We start from the raw sequence: 17,943 nt of genomic DNA on the forward strand, positions 1-17,943 counted from the left end.
ATTGCCACACCCGGGCTCCGACGCTATCGTTCGCCGTGAAAGCGCTTCCCAACGAAGAGGAGCAGGGCCGATGGGCGTACCACGCTTGGCTGGATCCAGACGGGCGGGCCTCGCGCTCGCCCTCACGACGGCGCTGTGCGCCCCGATGCTCGGCGTACCGGCGGGCGCCCAGGTGGTCGACGAGCCGACCGGCTTCACCGAGCACCTCGACTTCGAGGGCTACACCACCGGCACGCTCAACGGACAGGACGGCTGGACGGCCTCGCCCGCCGCCGTCGTCATCCCCGACCCGGTGAACCAGAACAACCGGGTCCTGGAGATGACCGGGAACCGCAACGCGGCGCACCGGGCGGTCGCGGCCATCGCGGACGGCGACACCGGCACGGTCTTCTTCCGGATCCGCCGCGACGCGAACGCGGACACCTCCTTCGGCATCACCGACAACGACAACCCGTCCGACTACCCGCACAGCCGGGCCTACGTCAACAACCAGAACAACGACGCCCTCCTCGTGCGCGACGGCGGGCAGTTCCGGCCCGCGGGCACGTGGTCCGAGGACGTGTGGCAGTGCGTGTGGATCGTCGCGGACAACGCGACCGACAAGGTGGCGGTGTACAGCCAGGGCGGGATCTACCAGGAGCAGACCCGGCTGCCGGAGGGCGCCGAGACGCTCTTCAACTTCCGGGAGCGCGTCAGCGGGCCGCTCGACCGGTTCTTCTGGATCAACGGGGCGAACAGCGCCGGGCGCCTCATGCTCGACGACGTCGCGATCGACCCCACCGCCGCGAACCTCGACCTGCCCACGGGCAACGTCGCCGACTGCGAGACCGTCGAGGACCCCTCGGCGCCGCTCCTCAACCCGCTGCCCGACCCCGCGCCGTCGGCCCTCGGCATCGAGGTCGAGGAGCTCGTGCAGCTGCCCGAGTCGCAGACGACCCCGGCCACGCAGGACCAGCGCCTCATCCGCCACAACCGGATCACGCACCTCGACGAGGTGCCGGACGGCTCCGGCCGCCTGGCGGTGCCGGACATGAACGCGATCCTCTACATGGTCGACGAGGAGACCGGCGACTACGTCAACTACCTCAACGTCCGCGAGCAGTTCATCGACAACTTCCACAACCACGCCGGCCTGGGCACCGGGTTCGGCTTCGTCGAGTTCCATCCCGAGTTCGCCGAGAACGGCATCTTCTACACCGTCCACACCGAGGCCGGGAGCGCCCTCACCGAGGACACCCCGGACTTCCCGGCGTTCGGCAACACCGGCTTCCACAGCGTCATCACCGAGTGGACGGCCACCGACCCCGCCGCCGAGACCTTCGCCGGGACGAGCCGCGAGATGATGCGTGTCCCGTTCGGCGGTCGCGTCCACACCGTCCAGCAGATCGCCTTCAACTGGACCGCCGAGGAGGGCGAGGCGGACTACGGGATGCTCTACGTCCTCGTCGGCGACGGTGGCAACGGCGTGGGCAACAACAACCCGCAGAACCTCGCGACGCCGCAGGGCAAGATCTTCCGGATCGACCCCATGGGCGACAACAGCGGGAACGGGGAGTACGGCATCCCGGCGGACAACCCGTTCGTCGGCACGCCGGGTGCCCTGGGCGAGATCTACGCCGTCGGCATGCGCGACCCGCACCGCATCAGCTGGGACACCGAGACCGGCAAGATGTACCTGGGCCACATCGGCGAGTGGCAGGTCGAGTCGATCTACGAGGTCCAGGCCGGCGACAACTTCGGCTGGTCCGTCCGCGAGGGCCCGTTCCTCGCCGAGAACCGGCAGATCTACCCCCTCCCGGCGAACGACGCCGAGTTCGACTTCACCTACCCCGTGGCCGCGTACGACCACAACCGCGACCCCGGCCAGACGGGTGACGCCGGCGTGGCGGTCAACGGCGGCTACGTCTACCGCGGTGAGATCGCGGCGCTGCGGGGCAAGTACCTGTTCACCGACATCGTCCGCGGCACCGTGATGGCCACCGAGGTCGACGAGATGGTCCGCAACGACGGTGACCTCGAGGACCTCGCGCCCATCGCGTCGCTCAAGGTCTTCCACAACGGTGAGGAGACGACCTTCCAGGAGCTCGTCGGTGACGCCCGGGTCGACCTGCGCTTCGGGGCCGACGCCGAGGGCGACCTGTACCTCATCTCCAAGGCCGACGGGAAGATCTGGAGGGTGACGGGTGCCCGGCACACCGGCGCGTCCTCGCCCCACGCCCTGCCCGAGCTCACCCCCAACCTCGTCGCGCACTACGACTTCGACCACCCGGTGGCGGGGAACCCGACGTGGGAGGACGACCAGGGCTGGTCCGGCACCGACATCCAGCTCGTCAACGGCGGCGTCGAGATGCGCGTCGCGGACCGGGCGTACCCCGGTGCCGGTGAGGCGCTGCAGACGCAGCAGATGAGCCCGACGGCGTCGTCGAACGACGACTGGAAGGCCGGCATCTACGACGCCAACGGCGTCGAGTCGCTCGGGGCGTTCGCCGAGGCCGACGAGATCTCGATCATGGGGTGGTTCAAGCCGACCGGCGAGCACCCCGCGCTCAACTCCGGCTCGGCGAACGCGACCGACCGGTACAACGCGATCGGGCTGGCCGGCGTGCTCACCGGGGACTCCGACGGGCACGCGGTGCGCGCCCTCCTCGAGGTCATCACCGTCAACGGCGAGCTCAAGCTCGTCGCCCTCGGGCGCCGGGTGGACGGGGCAGGGTCGTGGACCTTCGCGGCGGACATGCCGTGGGACCAGATCCTCCAGCGCAACGAGTGGGTCCACCTGGCCGCGACGTTCGACTTCGCCGGCGGGGAGATGAAGCTCTACATGAACGGCGAGGAGCTCGAGGGGGAGTACACCAACGCGACGAACCCCTGGGGGACTGGATCGACCTCGGCGACGGACCCCGCGGGCATCAAGATCGGTGGCAGCTACCCGCAGGACACGCGTGAGGCCAACCCGTTCCACGGGCGCATGGACGACCTCATGTTCCTCGACACCGTGCCGACGGCCGAGCAGATCGCCGCTCAGTACGCGCTGTTCGCGGCCGAGCCGGTCGAGCCGCCGGCCGACCCGAGCTGCTCACCGGCGGGCGAGGTCATCACCGACGTGATGGCCGGGGAGAACTGGGCACCGCGGACGCCGAGCAAGTGGCAGTTCCCGGGCGAGGAGATCATCCTCGCCGAGGCGGGCACCAACCCGAACGACGGGATCCGCCGCCCGTTCGAGTACGCCATCCTCACCGAGGGTCCGGAGCTCGGGTCCGTCGAGATCGAGGCGGAGGTCCGGCTCGACGCCCCGGCGTCGGTGAACAACCGGGACGTCATCATCGTCTTCGGCTGGCAGTCCGACACGGAGTACTACTACGCCCACCTCTCGCAGGACAACACGATCTACGCCCACAACGGCATCTTCAAGGTGAACAACGCCGACCGGGAGCGGATCGAGGACCAGTGGGACGGGACGGTCGGGGCTCCGCCGGCGGTCACCGACGAGGAGTGGCACGACGTGCGCCTCGTCCACTGCGCCGACACCGGAGAGATCGCCGTCTACGTCGACGGGCTCGACACCCCCCTCATGACGGCCACGGACGACACGTTCGACGGCGGCCGGGTCGGGTTCGGGTCCTTCGACAACACGGGCCGGATGCGCAACCTCACCGTGACCGGGACCCCCGTGGCGACCGGCCCGGAGGTCGCCGTCACGGCCGACACCCGGTGCGTCGCCGGGAAGGTCGTCCAGACCGTGCGGGTGGCGAACGAGTCGGCAGCGCCGGCGGAGGTCGTCATCACGACGGCGTACGGGACGCGGACGGTCACGGTCGCCGCCGACCGCGCGTCCACCGTCACCTTCAGCACGCGGCAGGCTTCCGTGGCCGCCGGCGAGGTGAGCGTGACGGCGACCGCCGGCGGGATCGCGGGGAGCCGGACGGTCACCGCGCCGTACGCGGCCCGCACCTGCGGGTGAGGTTCGCCCGCCGCGCGACGAGGTAGCGCGGCGGGCGAGACCGCCGATGGTGTGACGACGAGGGGGTGCGCGGTGTGCGCACCCCCTCGGTCGTCTGGTCGGCGTCGGCCCGTCCGGGGGCGGGGCTCCGCCGGGCGCTCAGCGGGGAGCCGGGCGCTCAGCGGGGAGCCGGGCGCTGCGGCGTGGTGAGCAGGCGGCACACCATCGTCACGGCCCGCTCGAGGTTCGCCGGGCCCTGTGCGAGGGCGGTCGGCAGGTCGCTCACCCCGGGAACGATGGGGACCAGGGCGAGGAAGTGGCCGGCCAGCGCCGGTCCGGCATCGGCGTGGACCTGCCCACCGAAGGCGACGGCCGGGACGCCGGCCGCGGCGGCCACCCGCGCGACCCCCACCGGCGCCTTCCCCATGGCCGTCTGGGCGTCGATCGAGCCCTCACCGGTGAAGACCCAGTCCGACTTCGCGACCGCCCCCGCCAGGTCGGCGGCCTCGACGACCAGCTCGACCCCGGAGCGCAGGCGGGCGCCGAGGACGGCCCTGAGGGCCCAGCCGATGCCGCCGGCGGCGCCGGCGCCGGGTGCCTCGGTCGACGCCCCGTCCGGCTCGCCGGGCGGCGTGCCGGGACTAGCCCCGGGCCGTGCGCCGGGGAGGCCGGCCGCGGCGACGCGGGAGGCGAGGCGGGCCAGGACGGCGTCGAGCGCGGCCACGGCGGCCGGGTCGGCCCCCTTCTGCGGCCCGAAGGTCGCGCTCGCGCCGCGCGGCCCGAGGAGCGGGTTCGTCACGTCGGTCGCCGCCTCGATCACGGTCGCGCCCAGGCGCGGGTCGAGCCCGGCGAGGTCGACGGACGCGAGCCGGTGCAGGTGCCTCGGCTGCGGCTCGAGCGGGGCGCCGGCGTCGTCGAGGAAGCGGACGCCGAGCGCGTGGAGCAGGCCCGCCCCGCCGTCGTTCGTCGCGCTGCCGCCGAGCCCGACGACGATGTGGCGGCACCCGAGGTCGAGGGCGGCGGTGATGAGCTCCCCGACGCCGCGGCTGTCGGCCGCCCGGACGTCGCGCTCGGCCGGGGCCACCGCGGCCAGCCCGACCGCCTCCGCCACCTCGACGACGGCGAGGCCCTGCGCCGGGACGTGCCCGAGGTGCGCCGTCGTCGGCCGCCCGAGCGCGTCGTGCACGGTGACGGGGACGAGCTCGCCCCCGAGCGCGGCGGTCAGCGCGCGGGCGAACCCCTCGCCGCCGTCGGAGAGGGGGACCTCGACACACTCGGCGTCGGGCAGGGCGGCGAGGACGCCGCGGCGCATCGCGGCGGACGCCTCGGGCGCGGTCATCGACTCCTTGAACGAGTCGGGGGCGAGCACGAACCGCATCCGGCCCTCCTCGGCCTCGCGTGTCGCGGGTGCGAACGGTCCCAGGGTAGGACGGGGCACGCGGCGGACGACCCGGGGCGGGAGGAGCGCCCCGGTGGCGACGCGGGGACCTCCCCGGCGGGAAGCGCTTTCTGCTACGGTCGGCACGGACTCGCAGCGTCGCGACGCTGCCGCTCACGGACGAGGGCCCCGGGCACCGGGGAGACAGGGGATCGGCGATGTCCGAGACGCTTGACCAGCTTGCCGCGGCCCGGCTCGTGCCCGTCGTCGTCCTCGACGACGCCGCGCACGCCGGCCCGCTGGCCGCCGCGCTCGCCGAGGGCGGGTTGCCCGTCGCCGAGGTGACGTTCCGGACGGCAGCCGCTGCCGAGGCGATCGCCCGGATGGCGGCGGACGGGCGCGTCCTCGTCGGCGCCGGCACCGTCCTCACCCCCGCCCAGGTGGACGAGGCCGTCGACGCCGGCGCCCGCTACGTCGTGTCCCCCGGCTTCTCCCGCGCCGTCGTCGACCGCTGCGCCGAGCGCGGCGTGCTCGCGCTGCCCGGCGCCGTGACCGCGACCGAGGTCCAGGCGGCCCTGGAGGCGGGGCTCTCCACGGTGAAGTTCTTCCCGGCGGAGACGTCCGGCGGCGCCGCGGCGATCAAGGCGCTGTCCGCCCCCTTCGCCGGGGTGCGGTTCGTGCCGACCGGTGGCATCGGCCCGGCGAACCTCGCCGAGTACCTCGCTCTGCCCGCCGTGGTGGCGGTCGGGGGGAGCTGGATGGTCCCCCGGGACGCGATCGCCGAGGGCCGTTTCGACGACGTCGCCGCGCTCGTGGCCGACGCCGTCGCCCTCACCCGCTGACGCCGTCGCCGTCCCGTCGTTGCCGAAGGAGAACCGTGAGCCTGACCATCCGTGACGCGGCCGAGTGCCGGTACGACGTGCTGTCCCTCGGCGAGGTGATGCTGCGGCTGGACCCCGGCGAGGGCCGGATCCGGACCGCGCGCAGCTTCCGCGCCTGGGAGGGCGGCGGCGAGTACAACGTCGCCCGGGGCCTGCGCCGCGCCTTCGGCCTGCGCGCCGGCGTCCTCACCGCCCTGGTGGACAACGAGGTCGGCCGACTGGTGGAGGACTTCATCCTCACCGGCGGCGTGGACCCCTCCCTCATCCACTGGGTGCCCTCCGACGGCATCGGCCGCAACGTGCGCAACGGCCTGAACTTCACCGAGCGCGGCTTCGGGGTGCGCGGGGCGGTGGGAGTGTCCGACCGCGGGCACACCGCCGTGTCCCAGCTGCGTCCCGAGGACCTCGACCTCGACCACATCTTCGGCGAGCTCGGCGCGCGCTGGCTGCACACCGGGGGGATCTTCGCCGCCCTGTCGGACCGCTCGGCGGAGGTCGCGCTCGCGGTGATCCAGGCCGCCAAGAAGCACGGCACCGTTGTGTCCTACGACCTCAACTACCGGCCCTCGCTGTGGAAGGACATCGGCGGGCAGGCCCGCGCGCAGGAGGTCAACCGGGAGATCGCCCACCACGTCGACGTCATGATCGGCAACGAGGAGGACTTCACCGCCTCCCTCGGCTTCGAGGTCCCCGGCGTGGACGAGGACCTCACCGACCTCGACGTCGCGAGCTTCCGGGCGATGATCGAGGAGGTCCAGGCCGCCTACCCGAACTTCGAGGTCATCGCCACGACGATGCGCGGCGTGCACACCGCGACGATCAACGACTGGGGCGCCATCGCCTGGTCCAAGGACGAGGGCTTCGCGCAGGCCACCCACCGCGAGCGGCTGGAGATCCTCGACCGCGTGGGCGGCGGCGACTCCTTCGCCTCCGGCCTGGTCTACGGCCTCATCACGGGTGAGCCGCTGGCGACGGCAGTAGAGTACGGCGCGGCGCACGGGGCGCTGGCGATGACGACACCCGGGGACACCTCGATGGCGACCAAGGCCGAGGTCCTCAAGCTCGCCACCGGCGGCAGCGCCCGAGTGCAGCGCTGACCGCGAGGAGCCTTCGATGACATCCACCGGGACGCCCGGGGGCACCGGGCGGGCGGCGACCCTGAGCCACGTCGCCCGTGAGGCCGGCGTCTCCCTCGCCACCGCCTCCCGCGCCATCAACGGCAGCACCAACCGCTCCGTGCGCGAAGACCTGCGCCAGCGCGTCCTCGACGCCGCGGAGCGGCTCAACTACTCGCCGAACGCCAACGCCCAGGCGATGGCGCGCGGGCGGACGGCGACGCTCGGGCTCATCGTCCACGACATCTCCGACCCGTTCTTCTCGACCATCGCCGCGGGCGTCACCGAGGCCGCCGACGCGGCCGGGCTCGCCGTCACCCTCGCCAACACCCAGCACGACGCCGAGCGCGAGGTCGGTTTCATCCAGACGCTGCAGAACCTGCGGGCCCGCGCGATCATCCTCATCGGCGGACGCCAGGACGACGACGCGGCGAACGAGCGCCTGCGCGAGGCCCTGGCCTCCTACCAGGAGCGCGGGGGAGCGGCCGCGATGGTCGGGCAGCCCATCCTCGGCGTCAAGGCGGTGCACGTCGACAACCGCGGGGCGTCCGCGGCGCTGGCGCGCTCGCTGCACGGGCTGGGCTACCGGCGCTTCGCCGTCCTCGGCGGGCCCGAGCGGCACCTCACCGCGGCGGAGCGGCGCGAGGGCTTCTGCGAGGCGCTCGCCGAGCTCGGCTGCCCCGTGGCCGACGACGCCGTCATCGCCTCGCCGTTCGTGCGCGACGGCGGGCACGACGCGATGGTCGAGCTCATGCGGCGCGCGCTCGACGTCGAGGTGGTCTTCGCCGTCAACGACGTCATGGCCCTCGGGGCGATGACGGCGGCGCGTGAGGCGGGCCTCGACCTGCCCCGGGACATGGCCTTCGCCGGGTTCGACGACATCTACGCGTTGCGCGACGTCACGCCGACCCTGAGCACCGTGCGGATCGACATGGTCGACATCGGCCGCCAGGTCACCGCCCTCGCCCTCGGGGAGGAGGACCGCGAGCTCGTCACCGCCTCGGGCGAGGTCGTCCTGCGCGAGTCCACCCCCGGGCCGCAGTAGGGGCCCGACGAGCACTACGGCGTCGGCTCCGTCATCGGCGACGGTGCGGCACCGGCACCGGCACCGGCACCGGCGTCCTCGGCCTGCCGGTTCGCCGGGCTCATCGCGAGCACCGTGCACGCGGCGAGCGCGGCCAGCACCGCCAGCACCGCCCAGAGCGCCCACCCGGGCCGGACCGTGTCCCCCAGGACGAGGACGCCGATCACGCCGGGGACGACCACCTCGGTCACCGAGAGCACCGCGGAGATCGTGCCCGCGGCGCCCTGCTCGAGCGCGCGCAGCGACGCGAGCGCACCGCACGCCCCGCACACGACGAGTGGGACCGCGAGCGGCTGCAGCACGGTCTCGAGGAGCCCGTCTGCCGCGTGCAGCCCGCGCGCGGCGATCGCCGCGCCGGAGTACCCGAGCCCACCCGCCAGCGCGAGCACGAGGGCGCCGCCGCGCCGGTACAAGGCGACCGTGACGACCGCGAGCACGAGCGACGCCACCATCATCGCGAGGGTGAAGCCGGCCGGCGGGGTGGTCGCCGGCTGCTCGCCCGATGCGCGCGCGAGCACGACGAGCGCCCCGACGACGACGGCGATCGCGACGCCGTCGCGGACCCGGAACCGCGTCCCCAGGACGAACCGTGCGAGGACGACCACCACGACGACGGACGAGGCCTGGATCGCCTGCACGACGAACAGCGGCAAACGGTCGAGGGCGACGAGCGAGAGCAGCCAGCCCACGCCGTCGAGGACGAGGGCGGCCACGACGAGCGGCTGGGCCAGCGCGGACAGGCCGTGGCTGCGCCGGGTGGCGATCGCCTGCATGATCGTGGTGGTGCCGTAGATGATCGCGGTGGCGGTGACCGCGAGCAGGGCGAGCGTCATCGCCGGCCTCCGGCCCGCCCGGACGTCCGGCCCGAGGGACGCAGGAACGGGAAGGCGAGCGTCTCCCGGATCGACGCGCCCACGAGCGTCATGACGACGCGGTCGACGCCGATGCCTACGCCACCGGTGGGGGGCATCGCGAACTCCAGCGCCGCGAGGAAGTCCTCGTCGATCTCCATGGCCTCGGGGTCGCCCGCGGCGGCGAGGATCGACTGCTGCGTGAGGCGGGCCCGCTGCTCGACGGGATCGACCAGCTCGGAGTAGGCGGTGCCGAGCTCAGCGCCGAAGGCGACGAGGTCCCACCGCTCCGCCAGGCGCGGGTCGTGCCGGTGCTGGCGGGTGAGCGGCGAGGTCTCCACCGGGAAGTCGAGGTAGAACGTCGGCTCCACCGTCTGCCCCTCGACGAACCGGTCGTACAGCTCGTTGACCAGGGCCCCGTGGGTCTCCTCGACGTCCCACGCGACGCCGCGCTCCTCGCAGACCCGGCGCAGGTCCGCCAGCGGCAGGTCGGGCGTGATCTCGGCGCCGACGGCCCGGGAGACGGCCTCGTGCACCCCGATGCTCGGCCACTCGCCGTCGAGGCGGACCACCGAGCCGTCGGGGCGGTGCGCGACCGGCTCGCCGTGCACGGCCACGGCGGCGGCGACGATCAGCTCGCGGGTGAGGTCGCGCATCGTGAGGTAGTCCCCGAACGCCGCATAGGCCTCGACCGAGGTGAACTCGGGGTTGTGGGTCGCGTCGACGCCCTCGTTGCGGAAGTTCCGGCCGAGCTCGAACACCCGCCCGGCGCCCCCGACCATGAGCTGCTTGAGGTAGAGCTCCGGGGCGATCCGCAGGTACAGGTCCATGTTGTACGCGTTGATGTGCGTGCGGAAGGGGCGGGCGTTCGCGCCGCCGTGGATGCGCTGGAGGATCGGGGTCTCGACCTCGAGGAACCCCTGGTCGGTGAGCGACCGTCGGATCGACCAGACGGCGACCGACCGGGCGCGCAGCAGGTGCTCGGCGCGGTCGTGCAGGGCGAGGTCCATGTAGCGCAGCCGCAGCCGCGTCTCGGGGTCGACCAGGCCGCGGTGCTTGTCGGGCGGCGGGGTGAGGGCCTTCCCTGCCATCCGCCACGAGGAGACGACGACGCTGGGCTCGCCGCTCCGGCTGCGCCCGAGCGTCCCCGTCACGCTGACCTGGTCACCGAGGTCGACGGTGCGACGCCACTGCCCGACGTCGGCGCCGCCGTCGGCGGTGAGGATCGCCTGGACCTCGTCGGTGCCCTCGCGGAGCACGGCGAAGACCACCCCGCCGAGGTCGCGCAGGCGCACGAGGCGGCCGACCACCGCCACCTGGCTCACCTGGGCGGGAGCGCCGTCGCCGGCCTCTCCGGCAGAGGTGGCGAGGAGCGCCCGCACCTGGCCGATGCCGTGCGTCCGCGGCACCGCGACCGGGTACGGGTCCATCCCCGCCTGCCGCAGCACGTCGAGCTTTGCGTGCCGGACCCGCTGCTGCTCGGTGAGGCGCCGGACGGGCGGGGTCACCGCGAGCAGCTCGTCCTCCTGCGCCACCACCTGGGCGACGAAGGCGGGGGTGTGCCGCTCGGGGTCGGGCGCGTCGCGGTCCTCCGCCCCGGTGAGCCAGCGCGGCGTGCGGGGAAGGAACCCCTCGGCCTGCCCGAGGGCGAAGACGACCCGCGTGAGCTGGCTGCCCGCCTCGTAGCACAGGAGGCGGGGCTGCCAGTCGGGCAGGTACTTCTCGTTGGACCGGTAGAGCTGCTCCAGCTGCCAGAAGTGCGAGGCGAGCAGGAGCACGCGGCGGTTCAGCCGCTGCACGGGCGTGGCCCCGATGCGCTCGCCCAGCTCGAACGTCTCGCGGAACATCGCGAAGTTCATCGAGATCCGGTCGACCCCGAGGTCGCGGGACGCCGTCGCCAGCCCCGACACCATCGTCTCGGTGACCCCGCCGACGGCGTCGGGGGACCGGCGCATGACGTCGAGCGAGAGCCCGCGGCGGCCCCAGGGGACGAAGGAGAGGATCCCGCGGCACGCCCCGTCCGCGTCGTGGGCGGAGACGATCACCACGCGCGGGTCCACGGGGTCGCCCAGGCGTTCGAGCGCCATCGAGTAGCCGCGCTCGTCCCCGCGGCGCCAGCGGTCGGCGGCGTCGACGAGCTCGGCGAGCTCGGCGGGCGCGATGGCGCTCTGCCGGCGGACCCGGACCTCGTAGCCCGCCGCGCGGACCCGCTCGACGCTGCGCCGGACCGGGCGCATGGCCGGGTTCGTCAGGTCGAACCGGCGCGTGTCGATGACCGCCTCGTCCCCCATGAGCAGCGGGTGGAGGCCGGCGTCCCGGTAGGCGCTCGCCCCGGCCTCGCTCGTCGAGGTGACAGCCGGGATCAGCCCGTGGGTGTGCGCGTGGTCGAGCCAACGGCCGATCGCGTCCGGCCAGGCATCGGGGTCGCCGACCGGGTCTCCGGCCGCGAGGCTGACCCCGGACACGACCCGGTAGGAGACGGCCGCCCGCTCGTTGGACGCGAACACCGCCGACCGGTCGTCGCGGGTCGCGAAGTACCCGAGGGAGTCCTCCGCCCCGTCCTCGAGGAGCAGCCGCCGGACGGCGAGCGCGTCCTCCGCGCGGCGAGCGGGGTCACCCGTCGACGACCGCAGGAAGATCGCGAGGCCGACCAGGAGGCCGACGGCCGAGATGAGGCTCGCGACGACGCCCACCCAGGCCGGTGCGTCGCCTGCCGCGCCGCCGGGGTGGATGCCGACGGCGTGGGACGCGCTCCACTGCAACGCGTCGCCCGGCCCGCCGACGGAGTCCGGGACGACCCGCAGGAGGAGGAACGCCACGACCGTCGCCAGCACGATCCCGGCGACGGTCACCAGCGCCCCCTGCCACCACGCCCCCGACCGGAGCCGAGCCTGGAACGCCGGCCGCGCCGCGACGAGGAGAGGGATGACGACCGCCGCGACCACCGCCCCGATGACGTCGGTGGGGGCGACGTCGAGCGTGCGCACCAGTGGCTCGCCCGTGACGACGGCGACGGCGGCCAGGACTCCGACGACGAGGCTGGGCAGCTGCCAGACCAGGATGACGAACCACAGGGCCGCGCGCAGCCGGCGCAGGAGACCGGACGCCACGACCCCGACGAGGACCACGGAGAAGAACCCGGGCTGGCTCGGCACGTTGAGCACGGACAGCCAGCGACTGACCTCGTGGACGGGGCCGGGAAGGGAGGGCTGGAGGACGAGCCCGACGAGGAGCCAGATCGCGATCGCCTGGACCGCCCGTCCCGTCCCCAGTGCGACGCGGTTCGCCCAGGCCGGCCCGCCCCGGCCGCGCGGGGTGCCGGGCCCGGCCGGTCCGGTCCGGGCGGCCCGGGCGCCTCGGGTACGTCGGGCGGCCCCGGTTCCGGCGGGGGCTCCGGAGCGGGCGGTGGCTGAGCCGGACGTGCCCTCGGCCGCGGCTGCGGCAGCGCCGGCGGCCGCGGTTTTGGCAGCGCCGGCGTCGGGGGAACCGACCCCGGCTCCGCCGTCGGCCCTCGGGCCGGACATGGGCGACGCACCCGTTGCGGGGGTGCTCGCGCCACTGCCTGCCGGCTGGCCGGACGGCGCGCGGCGGTGCGGGTGGTTGGCAGGCGTGCGCGTCATGGACCCCCCCGGGTTCCCGCCCGCACGAACTCCCCGCCCGGGTGGCGCGGCTCCGTGCCGCGACCGCGCCCCCCACGACGCGAGAAGCGGGTGCGCCCAATGTGCCCGTGCCCGGGTACCCGCGCAATAGGTGGGAAAGGTGGCTCCGCCGTTCTGGTGTCCGCGCCCCGGGGCGCCGGGCGGGCAGCCGTCAGCCCGCCTGCCTCATCTGGTGCTCGAAGAACTCGACGCCGTGGGGCAGGGCGACCAGCGCCATCGTCCACGTGTGGCCCAGGCCGGGCTCGGACCGCAGCAGGACGTCGACGCCCCGCGCGCGCAGCCGGGCCGCCAGCTTGCGGGCCGTGGCGCCTTCCTCGTCGTCGGTGACCAGCTCCCCGTAGTCGAGGAAGACCCCGAGGGGGTGCGGGAGGTCGATCGTGTCCACGTAGACGCCAGGGGAGTGCGCGTCGATCTCGGCCTGCGTCGACAGCTGCCGCGTCCCGCCCTCGCCGGGGTGGTCGTACGGCAGGATCGCCAGGATCGTCCCGTACAGCTCGGGGTGCCGCAGGCCCTGGTCGAGCGCCCCGTACGCCCCCGACGACATCCCGCCGATCGCGCGGTAGCGCCAGTGGGACGCGACGGGGTAGTGCGTGTCGACCCAGGGGACGACGACCGAGGTCAGGTACGTCTCGACCTGTGACCCGCCCGTCGAGGAGTCGAGGCACGAGGACTCGTTGGTGCCGACCGCGTTCGTGTCGGGCGCGACGACGATCATCGGCCGGACGACGCCGGAGGTGATGAGCGAGTCGAGCACACCGGGCAGCCCGGAGGCCATCCAGTCCACCGCCGAGCCGGGTGACCCGTGGAGCACGTAGAGCGTCGGGTAGAGGGTGCGTCCCGACGGGTCGTACCCGGGTGGCGTGTAGACCCAGGCGGTGTCGGAGGGGATGCGGAGGTCGGTCGGCGCGGGGATCCGGACCGCACCGGCCGAGCCGCGGCCCTGCGGCGGGTCGGGCGAGATGGCCGCGAGCCCGGCGCCGGACGACCTGTTCGCCGGTGCGGTCGGCTGGGGGACCACCGAACGGCCGCTCCCGAGGCGCAGGCGGAGGCGCAGGCCCTCGACGTCCGGGACGAACCCGACATGGGTGTTGACCGCGATGCCCGCGGCGCCGAGGAGGGCCACCGCACCGGCCCCGCGGACGATCCAGCGTCGGCGGCGGGACCAGCGTCGGCGGGCGCGCCCGACGTCGTGGCGCGCTGCCGTGGGGTGGTGAGGGGCGGGGTGCGGTGCTTGGGCATTCGGGGCGGGGTGCGGATGGTGCCGGCGCCATGAGGCGACGAGTGCGGCGAGGGCGACGGCCGCAAGCCCGACCGCGGTCCACCAGGACGCGAGGGCGTCGCGGTGGACGTGGTGCCGGCGGCGTCCCTGGAGCCGGCCGGGCCGCTGCCGCCCCGGGTCGTCGGACGTCGTCCTCGCGTCATCGGTCGTCGTCGTCGCGTCCACGCGGACTCCTCGGATCGCCCCCACTTGTCCCGCCATGATGTCGCGGCTGCGCCCGTCGCGCCCGGGCGTGCCTCGGAGCGACGCGGCTCGGGACCCCTGTCTGCGCGCGCTCGCGGCAGCCACCGCACCTGTGCTGCGCCGTCGACCCGGCCTCCGTGGGAGGCGGGGCGGCACCGGCTCGACGCGCGACGGCTGCGGTTCTCCGGCGCGTCGCACGCGATCGCCCGACGCCTTGACAGCGGTGTCGGCCCTCACTAAGTTGGAAAGCGCATTCCCATATTTCTGCCAATGTCGGCACGTCTTCCTGGAGAGCACATGAGCACGCGCACGCTGCGGATCGCGATGAACGGAATCACCGGCCGGATGGGGTACCGCCAGCACCTCGTCCGCTCGATCCTGCCGATCCGTGACGCGGGCGGGTTCCTCCTCGAGGACGGCACCCGCGTCCAGGTGGAGCCGATCCTCGTCGGCCGCCGGGAGCACGCGGTCCGGGAGATCGCCGAGCAGCACGGCGTCGAGCACTGGACCACCGACGTCGACGCGGTCATGGCGGACCCGAGCATCGACATCTACTTCGACGCCCAGCTCACCTCGCTGCGCAAGGCGACGCTCACCGCCGCGATGAAGGCCGGCAAGCACATCTACACCGAGAAGCCCACGGCCGAGACGCTCGAGGAGGCCGTCGAGCTCGCCCGCCTCGGCGAGGAGACCGGCGTGACCGCCGGCGTCGTCCACGACAAGCTCTACCTGCCCGGCCTGGTCAAGCTCCGCCGCCTCGTCGACCAGGGCTTCTTCGGCCGCATCCTCTCGCTGCGCGGCGAGTTCGGGTACTGGGTCTTCGAGGGCGACGTCCAGCCCGCCCAGCGCCCCAGCTGGAACTACCGCAAGGAGGACGGCGGCGGCATGGTCGTCGACATGTTCTGCCACTGGAACTACGTCCTCGAGGGCATCCTCGGACGGGTCGACGCCGTCACCGCCAAGGCCGTGACCCACATCCCGACGCGCTGGGACGAGGAGGGCCGCGAGTACCCCGCCACCGCCGACGACGCCGCGTACGGGATCTTCGAGGTCACCACTCCCGACGGCGACCCCGTCGTCGCCCAGATCAACTCCTCGTGGGCGGTGCGCGTCCACCGCGACGAGCTCGTCGAGTTCCAGGTCGACGGGACCCACGGCTCCGCCGTCGCCGGCCTGCGGACCTGCGTGGCGCAGGAGCGTGCCCACACGCCCAAGCCGGTGTGGAACCCGGACCTGCCGGTGACCGAGCCCTTCCGCGACCAGTGGCTCGAGGTCCCGGCGAACGCCGACCTCGACAACGGGTTCAAGGCGCAGTGGGAGGAGTTCCTCCGCGACGTCGTCGCCGGCCGCCCCCACCGCTACGGGCTCCTGTCGGCGGCGCGCGGCGTGCAGCTCGCCGAGCTCGGCCTGCGCTCGTCGGCCGAGGGGCGGCGCCTGGAGATCCCGGAGATCACCCTGTGAGCGCGGACCTCTCCCGGCTCTCCCTCAACACCGCGACGACGAAGTCGCTCACCCTGGACGAGGCGGTGGACGTCGCGGCGCGTGCCGGCCTCGGGGCGGTCGGCCTGTGGCGGGACCGTGTGGCCGAGGCCGGGCTCGAGCGTGCGGCCGCGGTCGTGCGCGAGGCCGGCCTGCGGGTCTCCTCCCTGTGCCGCGGCGGGTTCCTCACCGCGGTGGACGAGGCCGGTCAGCGCGCGGCGCTCGAGGACAACCGGGCCGCGATCGTCGAGGCGGCGACCCTCGGGACCCGCGAGCTTGTCATGGTGGTGGGCGGGCTGCCGGCGTGCCCGGAGCCGGGGACCGCCGCGCTGCCCGACGGCGACCGCGACCTCGTCGCCACGCGCCGGCGCGTCGCCGACCGGATCGGCGAGCTCGTGCCCTTCGCCGCCGAGCACGACGTGCGCCTCGTCCTCGAGCCGATGAACCCGATCTTCGCCGCCGACCGCGGCGTGCTGTCGACGCTGGAGCAGTCGCTCGACCTCGCGGCGGACTTCCCGGCGGAGGCCGTGGGGGTCGTCGTCGACACCTATCACGTGTGGTGGGACCCGAAGCTGGCGTCGCAGATCGCCCGGGCCGGCGCCGAGGGGCGGCTCGCGGGCTACCAGGTGTGCGACTGGGTGCTCCCGCTCGCGGATGACGCCCTGCTCTCGCGCGGCTACATGGGTGACGGGTACGTCGACTTCGCCACGATCTCCCGGTGGGTCGGCGAGGCCGGGTACACCGGCGACGTCGAGGTCGAGATCTTCAACCAGGCGATCTGGGACGCCCCCGGTGACGAGGTCGTCGCCACGATCGCCGACCGCTACGACCGCCTGGTGCGCCCCTACCTCTGAGCGCCGCTCGCGCGGGTGCGCCGCCCTCGGCGCGCCCATGCGCCCCGGTCCCATCGGTGAACGTGCTGGATGTGGACCAACTGGTGGTCCGAACCCAGCACGTAGCCGGGTGCGAGCGCGGGCGCGGGCGCCGTCGAGGCTGGAGCGCCCACCGCGTCGCGCCGGGTGCCCGAGTCCCCCGCCGCGCCGCGTGCTTCTACCGCGCGGTGCAGTGCGGACTGCATCGCCGCAGTGCGCCGCCCCAGCCGCCGGCCCGCAGCGCCTCGGCGACCTGGACAGCCGTACGGCACGGGGCTCCCGCGACATGGCTCCACCGGTATCGCAGGGTGATCTCGCCCGACGCGAGCAGCGCGGCGTTGTCTCGCCACGTGTCCTCGTCGGTGCGCCCGCCCGGGTGCGCCAGCCGACCGTCGAGCTCGACCCGCACCCGGTGCGCGCGGTACCGGCAGTCGGCGCGGATCCACGCCTCTCCCAGGCGCTCGCGCACCTGCAGCTCAGAGCGCGGGAGGCCGTGGGCTACCTCGACGCCGCGGCGGTAGCGCAGCTCGAGCGGGGACTCGACGCCGTGCGCCACCTCGGCGAGGACGTCACGGACCAGGTCCCGGTGCCGCAGCCTGCTGCGTGCCGTGGCGACGGCCCGGATCTCCTCCGGTCGGAGTGTGTTGGTGGCGCGCGTGAGGATCCCGACGACGTCGTCGAGCCGGTCGGCGCGCGCCACGAGGTCGAGCACAGTCTCGGGTGCCGTGGTCGCCCGCACCGCGCCCGACCACACCGCCGGCATGAGTCGTCGCCGATGAATGATGAGTCCCGGCTGTGGCTGGACGGTGCGCCTGAAGGGGACGCTCACCTCGATGGGCTCGTCGGGGCGCAGGCGGCGTGCCGTCGGCTTCTCGAACCACCACATGCTCGCGGCGGTGTGCGACAGTGCCGCGTCCCGGCCGGCGTAGCTCAGCGCGGCGAACGCGCGGGTCATCCAGTCCAGTGCCGCGTGGTGGTTGACGTACACGCCCGGATGCAACCGGCGCCACCGCCCGGTCACGACCTGGTGCCGCAACCACGTCGCTGAAGCCCCGAGCTCGAGGACCTGGCGGCGAGTCACGACGAAGTGCTGGCGGCCGGCGAGACGGTCGATCCTGGCGCGGTCCGGCGTCATGCGGCCCACCGTGCTCGACGGCGGGTGCCTGCCGCGGCGTGACGGCACGGAGTTGTGGACGGCGGCGCTCGGACTCCCGCTGTGGAG

At 74.0% G+C, this 17,943-nt stretch carries 11 protein-coding genes; 6 read left to right on the forward strand and 5 right to left on the reverse strand.

Features of this window, described 5'->3' with window-relative positions; translation table 11 throughout:
- Positions 1 to 70 precede the first annotated feature (70 nt).
- Positions 71 to 3,961, forward strand: coding sequence for a PQQ-dependent sugar dehydrogenase (locus EBO36_RS00420; protein ID WP_222928743.1), 3,891 nt, complete (start codon positions 71 to 73; stop codon positions 3,959 to 3,961).
- A 157-nt stretch (positions 3,962 to 4,118) separates the two neighbouring features.
- Here EBO36_RS00420 and EBO36_RS00425 read toward each other — a convergent pair whose 3' ends face one another.
- A complete protein-coding gene (locus EBO36_RS00425) occupies positions 4,119 to 5,318 on the reverse strand; it encodes a glycerate kinase (RefSeq protein WP_122822872.1) in 1,200 nt (399 codons plus the stop codon).
- A 218-nt stretch (positions 5,319 to 5,536) separates the two neighbouring features.
- On the opposite strand from EBO36_RS00425, the gene eda reads away from it, so the two are divergent.
- Genes eda through EBO36_RS00440 form a run of 3 tightly spaced genes read left to right on the forward strand, consistent with a single transcriptional unit; the run spans position 5,537 to position 8,359 of the window.
- The gene (eda, locus tag EBO36_RS00430) at positions 5,537 to 6,160 is read left to right on the forward strand and encodes a bifunctional 4-hydroxy-2-oxoglutarate aldolase/2-dehydro-3-deoxy-phosphogluconate aldolase (protein WP_122822873.1); all 624 of its coding nucleotides are present in this window, start codon (positions 5,537 to 5,539) and stop codon (positions 6,158 to 6,160) included.
- A gap of 35 nt (positions 6,161 to 6,195) precedes the next feature.
- Complete coding sequence (locus EBO36_RS00435) at positions 6,196 to 7,296, forward strand: sugar kinase (RefSeq protein ID WP_122822874.1); 1,101 nt, start codon at positions 6,196 to 6,198, stop codon at positions 7,294 to 7,296.
- Positions 7,297 to 7,312: 16 nt separating this feature from the next.
- On the forward strand, positions 7,313 to 8,359 hold the full coding sequence (locus EBO36_RS00440) for a LacI family DNA-binding transcriptional regulator (protein WP_122822875.1): 1,047 nt from the start codon (positions 7,313 to 7,315) through the stop codon (positions 8,357 to 8,359).
- Positions 8,360 to 8,373: 14 nt separating this feature from the next.
- Here the strand turns inward: EBO36_RS00440 and EBO36_RS00445 are convergent, their stop codons facing one another.
- The 3 genes from EBO36_RS00445 to EBO36_RS00455 form a co-directional block, all read right to left on the reverse strand.
- Positions 8,374 to 9,231 (reverse strand): hypothetical protein, encoded by an 858-nt coding sequence (locus EBO36_RS00445; RefSeq protein ID WP_122822876.1) that lies wholly within the window; start codon positions 9,229 to 9,231, stop codon positions 8,374 to 8,376.
- Positions 9,228 to 12,773, reverse strand: coding sequence for a bifunctional lysylphosphatidylglycerol synthetase/lysine--tRNA ligase LysX (lysX, locus tag EBO36_RS00450; RefSeq protein ID WP_122822877.1), 3,546 nt, complete (start codon positions 12,771 to 12,773; stop codon positions 9,228 to 9,230). The genes EBO36_RS00445 and lysX overlap by 4 nt, the downstream gene beginning before the upstream one ends.
- Before the next feature lie 286 nt (positions 12,774 to 13,059).
- Positions 13,060 to 14,352 carry an alpha/beta hydrolase gene (locus EBO36_RS00455; protein ID WP_122822878.1) on the reverse strand — a complete coding sequence of 431 codons (1,293 nt, stop codon included), beginning with the start codon at positions 14,350 to 14,352 and terminating at the stop codon, positions 13,060 to 13,062.
- A gap of 315 nt (positions 14,353 to 14,667) precedes the next feature.
- Here EBO36_RS00455 and EBO36_RS00460 point away from each other — a divergent pair, with 315 nt between their 5' ends.
- On the forward strand, positions 14,668 to 15,831 hold the full coding sequence (locus tag EBO36_RS00460) for a Gfo/Idh/MocA family protein (RefSeq protein WP_122822879.1): 1,164 nt from the start codon (positions 14,668 to 14,670) through the stop codon (positions 15,829 to 15,831).
- Complete coding sequence (locus EBO36_RS00465; RefSeq protein WP_122822880.1) at positions 15,828 to 16,703, forward strand: sugar phosphate isomerase/epimerase family protein; 876 nt, start codon at positions 15,828 to 15,830, stop codon at positions 16,701 to 16,703. Before EBO36_RS00460 ends, EBO36_RS00465 begins: the two co-directional genes overlap by 4 nt.
- A gap of 196 nt (positions 16,704 to 16,899) precedes the next feature.
- Here the strand turns inward: EBO36_RS00465 and EBO36_RS00470 are convergent, their stop codons facing one another.
- On the reverse strand, positions 16,900 to 17,856 hold the full coding sequence (locus EBO36_RS00470) for a type IV toxin-antitoxin system AbiEi family antitoxin domain-containing protein (RefSeq protein WP_122822881.1): 957 nt from the start codon (positions 17,854 to 17,856) through the stop codon (positions 16,900 to 16,902).
- Positions 17,857 to 17,943 lie beyond the last annotated feature (87 nt).

It is taken from the genome of Georgenia faecalis, from assembly GCF_003710105.1.
Taxonomy (GTDB): Bacteria; Actinomycetota; Actinomycetes; order Actinomycetales; family Actinomycetaceae; genus Georgenia_A; species Georgenia_A faecalis.

What these genes read in the sequence shown, in the direction of transcription:
- EBO36_RS00425 (WP_122822872.1), bottom strand. Translation starts at nt 5,318, where the DNA reads ATGCGGTTCGTGCTCGCCCCCGACTCGTTCAAGGAGTCGATGACCGCG.
- EBO36_RS00445 (WP_122822876.1), bottom strand. Translation starts at nt 9,231, where the DNA reads ATGACGCTCGCCCTGCTCGCGGTCACCGCCACCGCGATCATCTACGGC.
- EBO36_RS00420 (WP_222928743.1), top strand. Translation starts at nt 71, where the DNA reads ATGGGCGTACCACGCTTGGCTGGATCCAGACGGGCGGGCCTCGCGCTC.
- lysX (WP_122822877.1), bottom strand. Translation starts at nt 12,773, where the DNA reads ATGTCCGGCCCGAGGGCCGACGGCGGAGCCGGGGTCGGTTCCCCCGAC.
- EBO36_RS00460 (WP_122822879.1), top strand. Translation starts at nt 14,668, where the DNA reads ATGAGCACGCGCACGCTGCGGATCGCGATGAACGGAATCACCGGCCGG.
- EBO36_RS00470 (WP_122822881.1), bottom strand. Translation starts at nt 17,856, where the DNA reads ATGACGCCGGACCGCGCCAGGATCGACCGTCTCGCCGGCCGCCAGCAC.
- eda (WP_122822873.1), top strand. Translation starts at nt 5,537, where the DNA reads ATGTCCGAGACGCTTGACCAGCTTGCCGCGGCCCGGCTCGTGCCCGTC.
- EBO36_RS00440 (WP_122822875.1), top strand. Translation starts at nt 7,313, where the DNA reads ATGACATCCACCGGGACGCCCGGGGGCACCGGGCGGGCGGCGACCCTG.